This is a genomic window from Streptomyces sp. NPDC058008, from assembly GCF_042886395.1.
Taxonomy (GTDB): Bacteria; Actinomycetota; Actinomycetes; order Streptomycetales; family Streptomycetaceae; genus Streptomyces.
Map to the genome: position 1 here is coordinate 43,739 of NZ_JBHVQX010000006.1, position 15,489 is coordinate 59,227.

A 15,489-nucleotide genomic window follows, 5' to 3' on the forward strand; every position below is an offset into this window, starting at 1 on the left:
TTAGTGGAATGTTTAACTACCTCGCTGTGTTGACGCGTCTGAACATTCCGGCCGAGGAGGAGAAGTGGAAGACACCTACTACGAGTTCGGCACGCCCGCCGACCGTTGGGACCGGGCGCAGCTGTTCTTCGAGGCGAAGGAGTACCTGACCGCGGCGCGGATCCTGGGCGGACTGGTACAGGAGGCCCCGGACCAGGTGGCCCCTCGGCTGCTGCTGGCGCGGGCCTACTACCACTCGGCCCGGCTCGCCAAGGCCGAGACGGAGCTCCGTGAGGTGCTGGAGCGCAACCCGGTCGAGGACTACGCGCGGCTGATGCTCGGGCGCACCCTCGAACGCCAGGGGCGTGACGCGGAGGCGGCCCCGCATCTGCGCATGGCGCACGCGATGACCGGGGACCTCGGCCCGGAGCTGCTCGCCCAGGAGCAGCGCGTCGAGGGGTGACCCTGCCTGTCCAGGCAGTCGAGGGGTGACCCGCCCGGCCAGACACAGGGGCGGGCGCGGGGAATGGAGGCGGTGACGCCGCTCCCCCGCGCCCGCCCCTCTAGCGACCCGGCCCTCTGCCGACCCGGCGCTCAGCCCTGGACCGGCCCGGCACCTGGGCATCCGCCGCCCCGGCGCGGCCCGTACGTGCCGCGCCGGGAGCGCCTGCGGCCCGGCGCACCCGGCACCCCGGCCCGCCGCCCCGAGAGCCCGCCTGTGTCGCGCCGGAGCGCCGACGACCGGCACCGGGCGCCCGCCGGTATCGGCGGGCGCCGGGGCGGAGTCCGGTGCCCGCCGCTACCGGCGGCCTCGCGTCCACCGGGAGATGGCCGGCATCGAGCATCCGGCGTCCCGGCAGGCCCCTCGGCGTCAGACCCGCCCCGTACCGATCCGGATGCCGACGCTCACCCCTCCGTCGGCCCGGCCTCCGTCACCCGGCGCCCCGCCGGGTGCTTACCGGGACCCCTGCCGCTCAGGGCGTCGCCCACCGGACCGTCCGTCTGTCCGATCAGCCTTCCGCGTTCGACACCTTGTCCAGCCATTCGGTCATCAACGCGGATTCGGCCGTGCTGAGCCCGGTTCCGTGCGAACGACGCAGAAGGGCGCTCAGCCTCGCCGCCGTCGAGGGCACCTCGGTGTCCGCCGGCGGGCTCGCACCCACGTCCGGCGTGAAGACCGACGCGTGCACGGCGTCACGCACCCGCGTCGACATCGCGGCATCCGGGAACGTCGCGGGCCGGGAGACCAGCATCAGCGCGACACCCGTCGTGGCCGACATGATCATCTGGGCCGCCAGTTCGGGGGCGACGCGCAGCTTTCCCTGCTCTGCCGCCCGTTCCAGGTCGCGCGTCAGGATGCGGTGCGCCTCGATCGCGGCCTCCGGCGGTGTCCGCATCGCCGGCGAGTTCATCAGCCGGTACAGATTCGGGTTCCGGAGGGCGAAGTCGATGTGGCTGTCCCAGCCGTTGCGCAGGTCCTCGACGGGGTCGGTGGTGTCGTCACGCTCCCGTTTGGTCGCCAGATAGGCGTCGAAGCCGTGGTCGACGACAGCCGACAGCAGCCCTTCCTTGTCTCCGAAGTGCCTGTAGAGGGCGGGCGCTCCGACCTGCGCGGCCTCGCAGACGGCGCGCGTGGAGATGTCCCCGTCGGGAGACTCCGCCACCAACCGTGCCGCGACTTCGAGGATGCGCGCTCGTGTACTCATCGGAGGGACGCTATCAAGGCGCGGACGGAGCGGATCGGGCGGTGACGACGCGAACGGTGTGCCTTCCGTGTCCCGACAGGCGGCCCGCCGGACGACGCTTCGGCGACGGAGCTCACGACGGCCTCCCACCGGCACCCCGTACGCCACGCTCCCTGCCCCGGCGGACGGGCCGGGGCAGCGGGGGAACGCCGCGCCCGGACGATGCCACCCACCGGCACCACGGTCAGATGATGCCGCCGTTGGCGCGGAGCACCTGGCCGTTGACCCAGCGGCCGGGGCCGGCGAGGAAGGCGACGACCTCCGCTATGTCCTCCGGAGCTCCGAGCCGTTCGAGAGGCGGCTGTGCGGCCATCCTCGCGATGGTCTCCTCGTCCTTGCCGTCCAGGAACAACGCGGTGGCCGTCGGACCGGGGGCGACGGCGTTGACCGTGATGTCCCGGCCGCGCAGCTCGCGGGCGAGGATGAGCGTCATCGCCTCCACCGCCCCCTTGGTCGCGGCGTAGGCGGTGTACCCGGGGATGGCGAGGGCCAGCACGGAACTCGAGAAGTTGATGAGCGCACCGCCGGCGCGCAGGCGGCGCGCAGCCTGCTGGCCGACGACGAAGGTGCCGCGCATGTTGGTCCGGTACATGCGGTCCAGCGCATCCAGGTCGAGATCGGCCAGCGGGGACAGCGACATGACACCCGCGGCGTGGACGACCACGTCGATTCCGCCGAACGCTCCCTCGGCGGCGTCGAAGAGGGCGGCCACCGCCACCTCGTCGGCGACGTCGGCCCGGTGCGCGAAGGCCTCGCCCCCGGCGGCGACGACGGCCGCCACCGCCGCCTCCGCCTCGGTCCTGTTTCCTGCGTAGTTGACGACGACCGCGTATCCGTCCGAGGCCAGCCGCTCGGCACTCTCGCGTCCGATTCCCCGCGAGCCCCCGGTGACAAGGGCGACCCGGCGTGCGCCGGCTGTGTGCTGCTCGGTCATGACGATGCTCCTGTGGCAAAGAGGTGCCGTCGGCTCCACGAGCCCTGACAGAAACAACGCTACCACTCACGCGATATCATCGCTACTGCTGGTTCGCCGGGGCCCAGCAACCCTGTTGACCTGGGCTCGGAGCGGAAATTCGGATGCGTTCCCTGTTCACTCGGTGATAGTCAGGCCGGTATGCGCAGCCTCATGACGGCCCGGCTCATCCTGCATCCGCTGACCGCCGCGGAGGCAGCGCTGGTGGAGACCGGCGATCCGGCCGCACCTCCACGGGGTGTGTGGTGGGCCCCCGGCTATCCCGACGACGGCGACCGGGCGGCTGCCCGCCGGTTCCTGGCGACGTGCGCCGGCATGGGCGACCCCCAGCCCTTCGGCCCGTACGAGATACGGCTCCGCGGGGATGGACCGGCGATGAACGGACCTCGGACGAACAGACCGGAAGCCGGCAGACCGATGAACGGGAGGCCGGTGAACGGGAGGCCGGTGAACGGGAGGCCGGTGAACGGGAGGCCGGTGAACGGGAGGCCGGTGAACGGGAGGCCGGTGAACGGGAGGCCGGTGAGTGGGAGGCCGGGACCTGACGGAACGAGGGCCGGTGGAACAGACCCTGACGGGTGGAAGGCCGACGGGCCCGCGATCGGCGGGGTGGCCTTCCACGGCAGACCGGACATCGCAGGCCAGGTCACCATCGGATACGGCCTGATCCACTCGGCACGCGGCCAGGGTTTCGCCTCCGAGGCGCTGAGGGCGCTGCTGGCCTTCGCGCGCTCCCAGGGGGTTCTCTCCGTGAAGGGTGACGCCGATCTCGACAACATCGGGTCCCACCACGTGATGGCATCGGCAGGCATGCGGTTGGTGGCCGTGGACGCCCGGCTCAAGCACTTCCGCATCGGATGGGGCAGCACCACGTCCGCGGGCCGGAGGCCGTACTCCCGGGCTCGGCCCACCGACCCTGACGTGCCGGGGTGACCGGCCGACGCCTCGCGCCACCAGCCTGACCTGCACGGGTCCCCCACGACCCCCCGGCCGGACCTGCACGGGCCCCCCGCGACCCCCCGGCCGGACCTCCTCGGGCCCCCGCGTCCCCCGGCACGAAGCGTCGCGGAGGATGTCCCCCGGCGGACGGCGCCCAGGCCGTCCACGGCACCTCACGGCGTCCCGGCGGAGCCACTGCCGGTGTCAGGCGGAAGCGCTGGCCGGCAGGACGATCGCGGTCACCGCGAAGCCGTTGTCGATCAGCCACCGGCCCTCGTACGACATCGGCATCCCGGGCGCGGTCCGCGAGAGCTGCGCGGTGAACGTCCCCTCGGCGGCACCGTCCGGGCCCGCACGGAAGCTGATGTCCGCCTCGTGGAAGTCGAGTTCGATCCGGGTGAGCGGGAACCACGTCTTGAAGACGCTCTCCTTGGCGCTGAACAGCAGCCGGTCCCAGTGGACCGCCGCGCCGTCCGGTCCGTCCGGGCCCGGGGGCCTCCTCGACCGTTCCGAGGGCAGCGAGATCGCCTCCAGGACGTCCGGGGGAAGCGGTTCGTTCGGCTCGGCGTCGATGCCGACCGCGCGCACCTCGGACGCCCTGGCCAGTACGGCCGCACGGTAGCCGTCGCAGTGCGTCATGCTGCCCACGATCCCGTCCGGCCACAACGGGACACCACGATGCCCCGGCAGCACCGGCGCCGGAGGAAGCCCGAGGACCGCCATCGCCCGGCGGGCACACGCGCGGACAGCCGCGAACTCGTGCTTCCGGCGGTCCACGCTCGTGGCCACCAGCCGTGCCTCCTCCGGGTACAGGCTGCCCGCCGGGGCGTCCGTCTCGTAGGTGTCGGCGGAGGCCACGTACGCGGGAAGGAGCCGTTCGATCACGAGAGGCCGTCCTTCGGGGCCGTGGGCTGCCGGCCGTCGTACGGAAGGATCTGCCTCAACAGCCCGCGGGGGTGGCCCCGTTTGCGCCACTCCCTGGGGTAGCCGATCGAGACCTCCTCGAACCGTACGCCGTCGTGCCAGGTCGTGCGGGGGATGTGGAGATGGCCGTAGACGACGGCGGCGACGTTGAAGCGGCGGTGCCAGTCCGCGGTGAGTTCCGTGCCGCACCACTGGGCGAACTCCGGGTACCACATCACGGACGTGGGTTCGCGCAGCAGGGGCCAGTGCCCGGCGATGACGAGGGGAACGTCCGGATCGTGCGCGGCGAGGCGCTGTTCGGTGAGTGCCACCCGTGCCCGGCACCAGTCGTCCCGGGTCTCGTAGGGGTCGGGGTGCAGCAGGTACTCGTCCGTGCAGACGACACCGGCGTCGTGGGCGCGGGCCAGGGACTCCTCCTTGGTCGCCGTGCCCGGAACCCTGAAGGTGTAGTCGTACAGGAGGAAGACGGGGGCCACGGCCACGGGGCCGTCCGCGCCCTGCCACCGGGGGTAGGGATCCTCGGGCGTGCTCACACCGAGCTCCCGGCACACCTGGACGAGGTGCTCGTACCTCGCCTGGCCCCGCAGCCGTACGGGGTCCATGTCCACCGTCCACAGCTCGTGGTTCCCGGGGGTCCAGACCACGTGGGCGAACCGGCCCGCGAGCAGTTCCAGCGCGCGTTCGACCTCCTCGGCCTGCTCCGCGACGTCCCCCGCGACGATGAGCCAGTCCTCGTCGCTGGTGGGGCGCAGCCGGTCGGCCACGGGACGGTTGTCGGCGATCCCGACATGGAGATCGCTGACGGCGAGGAGCCGACCGGCACCGTTCGGCGGGTGAGGGTCGGGCCGTGTCGGAGAGCTCATCGTTCGAACTTATCGTCTCCGGGGGTCCGATGGGGGCGTGCCGCTCGACACGCCCCCGGTTCATCCGCCCTCAGGGGCTCACACCGGGACGAGCCGGTCAGGAGCCGGCGGGTTCCCGCCCCGGCGGTGCGGCGGCGCGGGTCGCGCGGGCGCGGCTCCGGAGTCTCCCTCCTCCTCCGTGAGCAGGGCGACGAGCGCCGTGCGGGCCCGGGCGACGCGTGAGCGTACGGTCCCGACCGGGCAGCCGATGGCGGTGGCGGCCTCGGCGTAGGGCAGGCCGAGGAGTTGGGTGAGTACGAACGCCTCGCGGCGCTCGGCCGGTATCACCGCGAGGAGTTCGGCGAGGGCGACCCCTTCCTCGAAGCCGGGTACGCCGACGGGCTGGGCCCGTTCCACCGTGCCCTGCCAGTCGTCGCGGCCCGCGAGCCTGGGCCTGGCGGCGGCGCGGCGGAGGCTGTCGGCGACGGTCCGGCGGGCGATGGACAGGAGCCAGGTACGGGCCGACGAGCGGCCTTCGAACCTGGGCAGGCTGGTCAACGCCCGGAGGAACACCTCCTGGGTGAGGTCGTCGGCGCCTTGGGGGTCCGCGCTGAGGTGGGCGACGTAGCGCCGGACGTCGCTGTGCAGGGCCCGGACGAAACGGTCCGCCTTCGCGGGGTCCCCGTCCCGTGCCGCCAGCGCGAGCCGGGTCGCCTCCGCGTCGGACGCGGGCGAGTACCGCGCCGGCGCTCCGTCGGGCGCGGAGGTGCGGCGGGGCGGTGCCGCGCCGGAAGGGGAGTTCTGTCGTGCCGGTGCGGTGCCGGCAGGGGGGTGCGGGGCATGGGTCATCGCCACAAGGTCCTTACGGGCGGGTGGTGTCCGGCCGCGCACGAGGCGTGCCGGTGACGGGAACGGCCTGCCGGAGGGCACGCCGGTACCCGGGCCGCCGCACGGTGGTGCGCGTGCGCCCGGGGAAGCCGCTGTCGCTACACGACAGCCGTTCCCGTCGGCGGGCCCCGCGAGGTGATGCTGTGAACGAGCAGGAGCCGCACGGGCGTGTGGTCCGTGCGCCGGCGTCGCACGCGTGGACGCGGCCACGGCGGGGGCGGGGCGAGCCACAGCAGGAGCCGGAGCGGCGTCCAGAGCCGCACGGCGAGGGCGCGCAGGACACGGAAGAGGCCTCGCTCGCCGTGGGCGAGCCACAGGCCGCACAGCACGGCGGCGAGGAGGTGGGCCGCGAGCATGCCCGCCGATGCCATGGCGACCGGACCCGGCCCCCCGTGCACGGCGGGTTCCGCGCCGGCGGTCAGGCCGTGCAGGGCGTGAAGGCCGTGCGCGCCCGGATCGGCCGTCACGGCGGATGTGCCCGGAGGCGGTACGGAGATGAGGTTCCCCAGGCCGGCGTCCGTGACGACCGCGACCGCCTCCCGCTCGGGGAGCACGGACGCGCCGTCGCCGCACAGCAGTTTCGCGGCCCACTGACGGGCGAAGGACACCGGCGCGACCGGGGGCGGCTGGGCCAGGTTCCGGGCGAGGGTGAATCCCGTGTGGAGCGCGGTCTGCGCGACGACGGCTGCCGAGGTGACGGCGAGCAGTCCCCGCTCACGGCCCGCGAGGAACCAGGCCGTCGCGGCCGTTCCCGCGAAGGCCACCGACATCACCCGCCAGGGGACCGGAGCACCCGACATGAGGGCGTGGCCCGTTGCCGCGAGCAGCACACAGACGACCGCGAACATCGCGGCCCGCACAGCTCGTGAACACCGGCCCGGATCCATGGCGGGCCCATCCTCCCACCGACGGCCGGCACGGCGCAGCCGCGTGCGTACGGCGCACGCGGCGGAGACGCCGGCACCGGACCGCCGGTTCCTGGCCGGGCGGCTCCGGCCGCTGTCCGTCCGGGCCCCGGCCTCCGGGGATCTGATGTGCTCTCAGGCCCGCAGGGCGGCGTCGAGGGCGCGGATGTGCTCCCCGACGCGCCCTCCTCCCGCAGGTGCGCGGGGAAGGCGGCCGAGCACCGCTCCGACCGCCGCGGGGGCGTGCCGGAGTGCCCGGTCAAGCGTCCCCGCCGTGCCGGAACGGCCTTCCACGGCTGCGAGTTCCTCCGCCCGTGCCGCGTGGGCCGCCGCTCCGAGGACGTGTCTGACCTGATGAGCGCTGGCCCTGGGGTGGAGGAAGGCGGCCGCCGCCGCGTGACTGGCCGCTCGCGCCGCGTCGGCCGCGCCCGGCGAACCGGCCTCCCGGGCCGCCTTGTAGGCCGCCCACGCCCGCTGCCGCAGGGCAGTGGTGCGCCGGCCGCCGCCTGCGAACACGTGAGCCGCCTCGACGGCGTCGCGCGGACGTGTGTCCGAGGGATGGCGGTCCTCGAAGACCCACAGCGTTCCGTGCGCGCAGTCCGCCGCGAAGCCCGTGATCCGGCGCAGTTCGTCCTCGGTCAGCTCGATCTCGTCCGGTTCGGTGGGCATGGCCTCATCCTGCCCCACGCCGTGTCCGCCGGATGCGTGGATCCGCGTGGAGGCCCCGCGTCCCCGAGGCCTGTGGCGGACGGATCGGACGGGTCCCGCCCGCGCGTCCCGGTCAGTCGGCGGCGGCGTACGTGCGCTTCCCCCGCCGGTGGGCGACCTCGCCGAGCACGACGTCCACGGCGAGGAACGCCGCCAGCGGGATGCCGAGGAGCGGTACGAAGTACCCCAGGACGGCCACGGCCGCCATCAGCGGGACCAGCACGTGGGGCGGGACCTTCTGCCATGCGCCGCGCGGCAGCGGACGGCCGAAGGCGGAGCCGCGTCCGCGCTGCCACCACATCCTGTACCCCAGCACGATCAGGAGGACCAGGCCGCCGGCGAGACCGATGAGCACGATCTGGTTGGGCAGCCCGAACAGGACGCCGGTATGGGCGTCGATGCCCCAGCGGGTCAGTTTGGCCAGCAGGGGGTAGTCGGCGAACCGCACCACGTCCGTGACCTCACCGGTGCCCGGGTCGATGGCGACCGCGTCCTGCTTCTCGGGCCAGCTCCGCTGGATCTGGCGCACGACGTACGCCGACGAGGAGTCGGCCGGAGGCACGATCTCCACGGGGTCCGAGAGGCGCTCCGCGCGGGCCGTGCTCAGTACCGCGTCGAGCCCGATGTCCGCTCCGCGCGTCCCCGTGGGCGCGCCCGCCCCCGGGTGGCCGCCGTGCCCGGCGTGCTCGCCCCCTGGCGCGACGCCCTCCGTGAGCACCGGCGTCGTCTGTCCGACGGCCTCCCGCAGGTCCGTGACGCTCTGCCCCGCGTACGTCGACCAGGTCAGACCCGTCGCCGATACGAAGAAGAGGCCGATCGCCACCCACACGCCCACCGTGCCGTGCAGCGAGAGGGTGCGCCGGCGGCCGCTGGTCCCCCGTAGGGTCCGCCGTGATCGGCGGCGTCCGAACCACAGCACGAGACCTCCGGCGGCTGTCACCCACAGCCAGCTCGCGGCGAGTTCGCTGTACAGGCGGCCCGTCTGTCCCAGGTGCAGGTCGCGGTGGAACTCGTCGATCCAGGTGCGCAGGGGCAGGGCTCCGGAGGAGCCGTACTGCTCCAGAGCTCCGGTCAGTTCACCTGTGTACGGGTTCACGAAGACCGCGAGCGTGTGATCCGGGTTCACACCCGGTACCCCGGACAGCAGGACGCGGGTCGTCGCGCCGTCCTCCGGTGACGGCCTGACCGCGCTGACCTCTCCCTCGGGGTGCGCCTCCCGGGCCGCCGCCACCTGTCGCGACACGGGCAGCTCGCTCCCGCCCACGGGCACCCGCAGTTCGTCCGCGTACACGATCTTCTCGGCCTGGTACGACGCGGCGTAGAGGAGACCGGTGACCGCCGCGACCAGCAGGAACGGCGCTATGAGCACTCCGGCGTAAAAGTGCAGCCTCAGCACCAGCGGCCGGAGCGACGCCCACGCGGTACGCCCTCCGGGTGGATCGGGCTGTCCGGTCCCCTCCGTGTCACCGGGAGTGAGGACCGCTGGCTCGACGGACATGGCTGTTCTCCTGACGCGTGCGGGACGGGGCGGGCCGACCGTGGCCGGCCGCTCCAGTAGTCGGAGCGGACGGCCCGGTGGTTCCCGGCTGTTCGCACCCGTCGCGTCCCCGGGGGCGGCGACGGCTGTGGCCACGGCGCCTGTCCGGTGCGCGCCGCCGCGTTCCCGCCCTCCGCCGCGCCCTCGGCAGCGCTCAGTCCGCTGCGGTCCCCGTGCGGTAGGGCCGGAAGAAGTCGCGGAGCTCCTGCGCGTAGGCCTCCGGCTCCTCGAACGCCGCGAAGTGCCCGCCGCGCGCGGGCTCGGTCAGGCGCACCATGTTCGTCGTGCGCTCGAGCCACGCTCTCGGCGGGAGGACGGGTTCGCCGGGGAAGAGCGAGAAGCCGGACGGGACTTCGACCCGCCTGGCGTGCTGTGCGGGCGGGATCGCCGCGTTCGCGCGGTACATGCGCATGGAGGAGCCGATCGTGCCGGTCAGCCAGTACAGCGTGATGTTCGTCAGGATCTCGTCCTTCGTGAAGCTCCGCTCGATGTCGCCGTCGCTGTCGCTCCAGGAGCGGAGCTTCTCCACGATCCAGGCCGCGAGCCCGGCCGGCGAGTCGGTGAGCCCGAAGGCGGCGGTCTGGGGCTTCGTGCGGTGGATCGCGGCGTAGGCGCCCTCGACCGCGCCCCAGGCCGCCGCTCCGTCGATCCAGGAGCGCTCCTCCTGGGTGAGGTCCGCCGGGTCTCCGGTGAAGACGGGCAGACCGCCGTCGGTGCGGTGCACGGCCACGACCCGGTCGGGGTGGTCCAGGCCGAGATAGCGGCTCACGTGGCTGCCGACGTCGCCACCCGCGGCGCCGAACCGCTCGTAGCCGAGGACCGTCATCAGCTCGGCCCACAGACCGGCGACGGCGACGGAGTCGAGGGGCGGGCCGGCGGGCCGGTCGGAGTACCCGTACCCCGGCATGTCGGGCACCACCACGTCGAACGCGTCGGCCGGGTCGCCGCCGTGCGCGCCGGGGTCGGTGAGCAGCGGGACGACCTTGGAGTAGCGCCAGAAGGAGTCCGGCCATCCGTGGCTGAGGACCAGGGGAAGGGCGGGCGTGGTGGGTGCGGTGGCGCGGGCGTGCACGAAGTGGATGCCGAGGCCGCCCAGCGGGACCCGGAAGCGGGGCAGCCGGGCGAGCCGCGCCTCCTGCGCGGGCCAGTCGAAGTCCTCGGCCCAGTAGGTGACGAGCTCGCGGAGGTAGTCCAGGTCGGTGCCGAGCGACCATCCGGCGTCCTCGGGCGTGTCCGGCCAGCGCGTGGCGCGCAGCCTCGCACGGAGGTCTTCGAGGGCCGCCGGGGCGGTCTGCTGGATGAACGGCTCGGGGCGGAGCTGCGCGTCGGGCATGGACGCATCCTAGGGACGGCGGCTCGCCGGGGGGCAAGGCCGACCGGGGTGTCCGGCGGGATCCGGCCAGGCGTCGTACGCGTGTCCGAACCTGCTCGGGAGGGCGGGCCGACCCGGGAGTACAGTCGCCCTGCCCGTCGCCCCCAGAACACCAGGTGAGAGATGTCCAGCCAGACCGGTCAGCTATCCGCGCACGACAGACCCGACGACACCCTGTACGCGGAGCGTGCCCAGCGGCTGCGGCGGCGGCTGGAACGTCTGATCGGTATCGCCGCGACCGAGGGCAACGAGCTCGTCCCGCTGCGCAACGGGGACCAGATCTTCGCGTCGATGCTGGACTCCGTCCGCGGTGCCGAACACACCGTGGACATGATGACGTTCGTCTACTGGCGCGGGGACATCGCCCGCGAGTTCGCGGAGGCGCTGTCGGAACGGGCGCGCGCGGGTGTGCGGGTGCGGCTGCTGCTGGACGGTTTCGGGTCCCGGCTCATCGAGAAGGACCAGCTGGCGATGATGGACGAGGCCGGCGTGGAGGTCGCGTGGTTCCGCAAGCCGCTGTACCTCTCACCGCTGAAGCAGAACCACCGGTGCCACCGCAAGGTCCTCATCACCGACGAGGAGACCGCGTTCACCGGCGGTGTCGGGATAGCCGAGGAGTGGTGCGGGGACGCCCGCGACGAGAGCGAATGGCGCGACACCCACGTACGGGTGCGGGGGCCGGCGGTGGACGGGCTGGCCGCCGCGTTCGCGCAGAACTGGGCGGAGTGCCACGACGAGCTGTTCACCGCTCGCGACCGGTTCGTCGACGCGACGCGTCACGGAGATTCGGTCGTCCAGGTGGTGCGCGGATCGGCCGGTTTCGGCTGGCAGGACATGCAGACCCTGCTCCGCGTCGTCCTGGAGTCCGCCGAGGAACGGGTCCGGCTCACCACCGCGTACTTCGCGCCCGACACGTACTTCATCGGGCTGCTGTGCGACACCGCGCGCCGGGGTGTGTCCGTGGAGATACTGCTCCCCGGGCCGCACACCGACAAGCGGGTGTGCCAGCTGGCCGGGCAGCACCACTACGAGGAACTCGTCGCCTGCGGCGTGAAGATCTACCAGTACCAGCCGACCATGCTCCACACGAAGGCGCTGACGGTGGACGGGGTCGCCTCGCTGATCGGTTCGACGAACTTCAACCGCCGTTCCCTCGAACACGACGAGGAGGTGATGCTCGCCGTCCTGGACCGGGAGTTCACCGTCGCGCTGGACGGCCACTTCGAGGAGGACGTGGAACGGAGCACCCTGATCGACGCCCGCCGGTGGAAGCGCCGCTCGCCCGTGCAGCGGTTGCGGGAGACGGCCGTCCTGCCGATCCGCCGCTGGCTCTGAGCTGGTCCTCGCCGAGGTGCGGGTGACTCCTCTCCCGTGCCCGTTCGCCGGGCCCCGGGGGTGTGGGGGCTCCCGCCCGGGGCATACGGGCTGTCACCTGCCGCTCGTCAGGTGAAGGGAGTGTCCATGAGTGAGTCCGTCGGGACGCGGCCGGAAACGGCCGCGGTGGTCACGGAACCCGTGCCCGATCTGCAGCTCCAGCTGCTGATCCAGCTGCTGGACAGAGAACAGCGCTCCAGCCTGCCGATCACTCTCGCGCTGGCCGGTGGAGTGCTGCACGGCGACGTGATCGGTCATGAGGCGTGGAAGGCGGACTGGGCCCGAAGCCTCCGCCAGGTCGAGGGCGAGGGCGCGAACCTGATCGCCGAGTTCCCCGAGACGGTGGACCAGGGGATCAGGGAACTGGGTCCCGGTGACGGCGGTGCGCAACTGCCGCGCTGGATCCATCTCAGGGACGCCACGCTGGTCTTCGGCGGGACGGGGTCCCTGCGACTGCCCCTGTGGCGCGGACGCCTGGCCGATGTGTCGGGGTGGGCCCTGGGACGGCCGCAGTGACGGCGGGCGTACGGCAGGGGCCTCCGGGCCGGTCGCCGGCGGATCCCCGTGCCGGAAGGCGCCCGGCGCCTCAGCCGTCGTGTGCCCGGAGCGCCGCCTCCGACCGGGCGGTCAGCGCGGCGAGCAGCCAGTCGTGCGCCGTCCCGGGCGTCGGTTCGGCCGGCCCGCCGGCCAGTTCGGCCGCCAGTTCCCAGTAGCGGTCGATGCGCGGGTCGGCCGCGAGCTGACGGGCGAGCCCGCGACGGAAGTCCGGGGTGTCCGCGGTGCCGAGGGCGCTCGCGTAGGCGTCGACGAACCCGTCCAGGGCCTCCCCCGGATACGGCTCCCTGTTCAGGCGCATCTCCCTGCCCGCCAGGTCGTACGCCTGCGCGAGCCCGGCGTACAGCACGGCCGACGCGCGGGGGCTCGCGGCCTCGTGCGCGCGGGGCTGGGTGGCCTCGCGGCCCCCGCAGGGCCGGGACACCAGGGCGGACAGTCCGGCGAAGGCGAGCACCTGGGACGGCTCGGGGTCCTCGGGCGGCCGGGGTACCGCCGCCTCCAGGAAGGCGGTGACGGACCGGGCCGGCATCCGGGGCGGCAGCCAGGCACGCCAGAACCGGGCCAGGGGCGCGGTGCTCGGCGGCGCGGTGACCCCGCCGATCAGGCGCAGCCGCGCGGGGCGTTCCGCCGCCGGGCACTCCTGCACCGAGCGGAGTGCCGCCTCTCTCCAGCGCAGCGCCGTCAGGTGGGAGCCGAGTGCGCGCAGCCGTACGGCGACGGCGTCCTCCAGGGCGCGGCCCGCGTCCCCCGTGGCGTCCTGTTCGGCCAGGACGCGGCGTACCGCGGAGACCGGCAGGTCCATGGTCCGCAGGGAGCGGATCAGCCGCAGCCGTTCCAACGAGTCGGGACCGTACCTGCGGTGGCCCCCGGCGCTGCGGGACGCCTCGGGCAGCAGGCCGTTGTCGGAGTAGAAGCGGACCGTCTTGACGCTGACCCCGGCGCGCTCGGCGAGTTCGCCGATCCCGCACAGTCCGTCGTGGGACGCGAACACTTGAACCTCCCTCAGGGGGAGTTCCTACGGTACCCGCGAGAGGACCGGGAGACCGGGCCGGTCCTCCGACGACGGCGTACCGAGGAGAGACCATGACCGCTTTCATCCTGGTGCCCGGGGTGTTCACCGGCCCGTACGTGTGGGACGAGGTGGCCTCGCGGCTGACGGCCACGGGTGCCGAGGTCCACGCGGTGGCCCTCACGGGACTCGGCGGCGCCCGTCCCTCCGCCGGAGGGTACGGGGCGGACGGTACGGGTGCCGGGCACGCCGGGCACACGGACCTGGAGACGCACATCGCGGATGTCCTCACGGTGATCGACCAGGTGGTGCGGGAGACCGGGCAGGAGATCGTGCTGGTCGGCCACGACTACGGCATCCATCCCGTGCTGGGGGCGGCCGACCGGCGGGCGGAGTCGATCGCCCGGATCGTCCACCTGGACTCGGGGCTGCCCCGGGACGGTGTCCCCGCCCTGGCGGCCGTGGCCGACCAGGGCCTGCGCGAGGAGGCGTCGCGGGCCGCCGAGGGCGGGCCGGGCGCGGTGCTGCCGCCTCCCGCACGCGACGCGTGGCAGCTCTGGGGCAGTACCGCGGGCGTCCCCGGCCCGGCGCTCGACCTGCTCACGGACCTCGCCTCGCCGCAGCCGCTGGGCACGCTGCTCCAGCCGCTGTCGCTGACCGGCGCCGCGGCCGGGGTGCCCGTGACCGGAGTGCTCTGTACGCACGGCGGAGCCGGCATCGCGATGGTGCAGGCCCGTGTGGACTTCGGCGATCCGGCCCTGCGGGCGCTCACCGGCCCTCGGGTGACGTTCTTCGAACTGCCCACGGGTCACTGGCCGATGCTGTCCGACCCCACCGCGCTGGCCGACACGCTGCTGAGGGCCGCGCGCGGAGAGGGACACCACCTGACCCCGGCGGACGCCTCCGAACCGGGGCCGTTCCCGCTGGACGTGCCGGAACTTCCCGCCGAGCGCACGGGATTCCTCGACCTGTACCTCCCGCCGTCCGCTCCCGGACCCCGGCCCGCGCTGCTTCTCGTCCACGGTGGCCCGGTCCCCCGCGAGGCCCGCCCGACCCCGCGTGACTGGCCGGTGCTGTCGGGGTACGCCCGTTACGCCGCGTCCGCCGGAGTGGTGGGGGTGACCCTGGACCACCGGCTGCACGCCCTGACCGACTACGGGTCGGCCGCCGACGACGTGGCGGAGGCAGTGGAACGGGTCCGGGCGGATCCACGGGTGGACGCGGACCGGATCGCCCTGTGGTTCTTCTCGGGCGGCGGGCCGCTCGCCGCGGACTGGCTGGCGCGGCCCCCGTCGTGGCTGCGCTGCCTCGCGGCCTCCTACCCCGTCATGGCGCCCCTGCCGAACTGGGGCCGGCTCGCCGACCGCTTCCTCCCCGTGGACGCGGTGGCCCGGGCGGGTTCGCTGCCCCTGGTCCTGGTCCGCGCCGGGCTGGAGGCGGACGCCGTGGCGGCCACCGTGGAGGCGTTCCTCACCGCCGCCCGGACGTGCGGGGCCGTCGTCGAGGTGATCGACGTGCCGAACGGTCACCACGCGTTCGAGACGACCGACCGCACCGAGGAGTCGCGCGAGGCCGTGCGCCGCTCGATGCGCACGGTCCTGCGTCATCTGAGGGCCTGAACCCCGGGCCGGTCGCCGCCCTCGCGGCCCGCGCGCGGGGACGCGGCTGAGGACCCCGGGGCCACCGCCGGCTCCGGCCGCCCCTGCGGCACACGGGTCATATGAAGGGCCCCTCTCCGT

General features: G+C 73.8%; 15 protein-coding genes. 5 read left to right on the top strand and 10 right to left on the bottom strand.

Annotated elements, in window-relative coordinates; all coding sequences use genetic code 11:
- The first annotated feature begins 64 nt into the window (after positions 1–64).
- Complete coding sequence (locus ACFVS9_RS07690; RefSeq protein WP_383116425.1) at positions 65–442, top strand: tetratricopeptide repeat protein; 378 nt, start codon at positions 65–67, stop codon at positions 440–442.
- A 547-nt stretch (positions 443–989) separates the two neighbouring features.
- Here ACFVS9_RS07690 and ACFVS9_RS07695 read toward each other — a convergent pair.
- Complete coding sequence (locus ACFVS9_RS07695; RefSeq protein ID WP_389930871.1) at positions 990–1,685, bottom strand: TetR/AcrR family transcriptional regulator; 696 nt, start codon at positions 1,683–1,685, stop codon at positions 990–992.
- A 223-nt stretch (positions 1,686–1,908) separates the two neighbouring features.
- A complete protein-coding gene (locus ACFVS9_RS07700) occupies positions 1,909–2,658 on the bottom strand; it encodes an SDR family oxidoreductase (protein WP_389930873.1) in 750 nt (249 codons plus the stop codon).
- A gap of 456 nt (positions 2,659–3,114) precedes the next feature.
- Here ACFVS9_RS07700 and ACFVS9_RS07705 point away from each other — a divergent pair, with 456 nt between their 5' ends.
- A complete protein-coding gene (locus tag ACFVS9_RS07705; RefSeq protein WP_389931072.1) occupies positions 3,115–3,630 on the top strand; it encodes a GNAT family N-acetyltransferase in 516 nt (171 codons plus the stop codon).
- 210 nt (positions 3,631–3,840) lie between these two features.
- Here ACFVS9_RS07705 and ACFVS9_RS07710 read toward each other — a convergent pair whose 3' ends face one another.
- The 7 genes from ACFVS9_RS07710 to ACFVS9_RS07740 form a co-directional block, all read right to left on the bottom strand.
- Positions 3,841–4,521, bottom strand: coding sequence for a 4'-phosphopantetheinyl transferase (locus tag ACFVS9_RS07710; RefSeq protein WP_389930874.1), 681 nt, complete (start codon positions 4,519–4,521; stop codon positions 3,841–3,843).
- Positions 4,518–5,423, bottom strand: coding sequence for a metallophosphoesterase family protein (locus ACFVS9_RS07715; protein WP_383116870.1), 906 nt, complete (start codon positions 5,421–5,423; stop codon positions 4,518–4,520). The genes ACFVS9_RS07710 and ACFVS9_RS07715 overlap by 4 nt, the downstream gene beginning before the upstream one ends.
- A gap of 78 nt (positions 5,424–5,501) precedes the next feature.
- Positions 5,502–6,251 carry a sigma-70 family RNA polymerase sigma factor gene (locus tag ACFVS9_RS07720; RefSeq protein WP_389930876.1) on the bottom strand — a complete coding sequence of 250 codons (750 nt, stop codon included), beginning with the start codon at positions 6,249–6,251 and terminating at the stop codon, positions 5,502–5,504.
- Between the two features lie 137 nt (positions 6,252–6,388).
- Complete coding sequence (locus ACFVS9_RS07725) at positions 6,389–7,177, bottom strand: hypothetical protein (RefSeq protein WP_389930877.1); 789 nt, start codon at positions 7,175–7,177, stop codon at positions 6,389–6,391.
- 153 nt (positions 7,178–7,330) lie between these two features.
- A complete protein-coding gene (locus tag ACFVS9_RS07730; RefSeq protein WP_383116867.1) occupies positions 7,331–7,864 on the bottom strand; it encodes a putative immunity protein in 534 nt (177 codons plus the stop codon).
- A 112-nt stretch (positions 7,865–7,976) separates the two neighbouring features.
- A complete protein-coding gene (locus tag ACFVS9_RS07735) occupies positions 7,977–9,401 on the bottom strand; it encodes a PepSY-associated TM helix domain-containing protein (protein WP_389930879.1) in 1,425 nt (474 codons plus the stop codon).
- Positions 9,402–9,594: 193 nt separating this feature from the next.
- Positions 9,595–10,773 (bottom strand): epoxide hydrolase family protein, encoded by a 1,179-nt coding sequence (locus ACFVS9_RS07740; RefSeq protein WP_389930880.1) that lies wholly within the window; start codon positions 10,771–10,773, stop codon positions 9,595–9,597.
- 162 nt (positions 10,774–10,935) lie between these two features.
- Between ACFVS9_RS07740 and ACFVS9_RS07745 the strand changes: the two genes are divergently transcribed.
- A complete protein-coding gene (locus ACFVS9_RS07745; protein WP_389930882.1) occupies positions 10,936–12,147 on the top strand; it encodes a phosphatidylserine/phosphatidylglycerophosphate/cardiolipin synthase family protein in 1,212 nt (403 codons plus the stop codon).
- Positions 12,148–12,273: 126 nt separating this feature from the next.
- On the top strand, positions 12,274–12,702 hold the full coding sequence (locus ACFVS9_RS07750) for a hypothetical protein (RefSeq protein WP_389930883.1): 429 nt from the start codon (positions 12,274–12,276) through the stop codon (positions 12,700–12,702).
- Between the two features lie 70 nt (positions 12,703–12,772).
- Here ACFVS9_RS07750 and ACFVS9_RS07755 read toward each other — a convergent pair whose 3' ends face one another.
- Entirely contained in the window at positions 12,773–13,732 is a 960-nt protein-coding gene (locus ACFVS9_RS07755; RefSeq protein ID WP_389930885.1) for a MerR family transcriptional regulator, read from the bottom strand.
- A 92-nt stretch (positions 13,733–13,824) separates the two neighbouring features.
- Here ACFVS9_RS07755 and ACFVS9_RS07760 point away from each other — a divergent pair, with 92 nt between their 5' ends.
- Entirely contained in the window at positions 13,825–15,369 is a 1,545-nt protein-coding gene (locus ACFVS9_RS07760) for an alpha/beta fold hydrolase (RefSeq protein WP_389930886.1), read from the top strand.
- The last annotated feature ends 120 nt before the right edge of the window (positions 15,370–15,489 follow it).

What these genes read in the sequence shown, in the direction of transcription:
- ACFVS9_RS07695 (WP_389930871.1), bottom strand. Translation starts at nt 1,685, where the DNA reads ATGAGTACACGAGCGCGCATCCTCGAAGTCGCGGCACGGTTGGTGGCG.
- ACFVS9_RS07700 (WP_389930873.1), bottom strand. Translation starts at nt 2,658, where the DNA reads ATGACCGAGCAGCACACAGCCGGCGCACGCCGGGTCGCCCTTGTCACC.
- ACFVS9_RS07705 (WP_389931072.1), top strand. Translation starts at nt 3,115, where the DNA reads ATGAACGGGAGGCCGGTGAACGGGAGGCCGGTGAACGGGAGGCCGGTG.
- ACFVS9_RS07715 (WP_383116870.1), bottom strand. Translation starts at nt 5,423, where the DNA reads ATGAGCTCTCCGACACGGCCCGACCCTCACCCGCCGAACGGTGCCGGT.
- ACFVS9_RS07720 (WP_389930876.1), bottom strand. Translation starts at nt 6,251, where the DNA reads ATGACCCATGCCCCGCACCCCCCTGCCGGCACCGCACCGGCACGACAG.
- ACFVS9_RS07725 (WP_389930877.1), bottom strand. Translation starts at nt 7,177, where the DNA reads ATGGATCCGGGCCGGTGTTCACGAGCTGTGCGGGCCGCGATGTTCGCG.
- ACFVS9_RS07730 (WP_383116867.1), bottom strand. Translation starts at nt 7,864, where the DNA reads ATGCCCACCGAACCGGACGAGATCGAGCTGACCGAGGACGAACTGCGC.
- ACFVS9_RS07735 (WP_389930879.1), bottom strand. Translation starts at nt 9,401, where the DNA reads ATGTCCGTCGAGCCAGCGGTCCTCACTCCCGGTGACACGGAGGGGACC.
- ACFVS9_RS07740 (WP_389930880.1), bottom strand. Translation starts at nt 10,773, where the DNA reads ATGCCCGACGCGCAGCTCCGCCCCGAGCCGTTCATCCAGCAGACCGCC.
- ACFVS9_RS07745 (WP_389930882.1), top strand. Translation starts at nt 10,936, where the DNA reads ATGTCCAGCCAGACCGGTCAGCTATCCGCGCACGACAGACCCGACGAC.
- ACFVS9_RS07750 (WP_389930883.1), top strand. Translation starts at nt 12,274, where the DNA reads ATGAGTGAGTCCGTCGGGACGCGGCCGGAAACGGCCGCGGTGGTCACG.
- ACFVS9_RS07760 (WP_389930886.1), top strand. Translation starts at nt 13,825, where the DNA reads ATGACCGCTTTCATCCTGGTGCCCGGGGTGTTCACCGGCCCGTACGTG.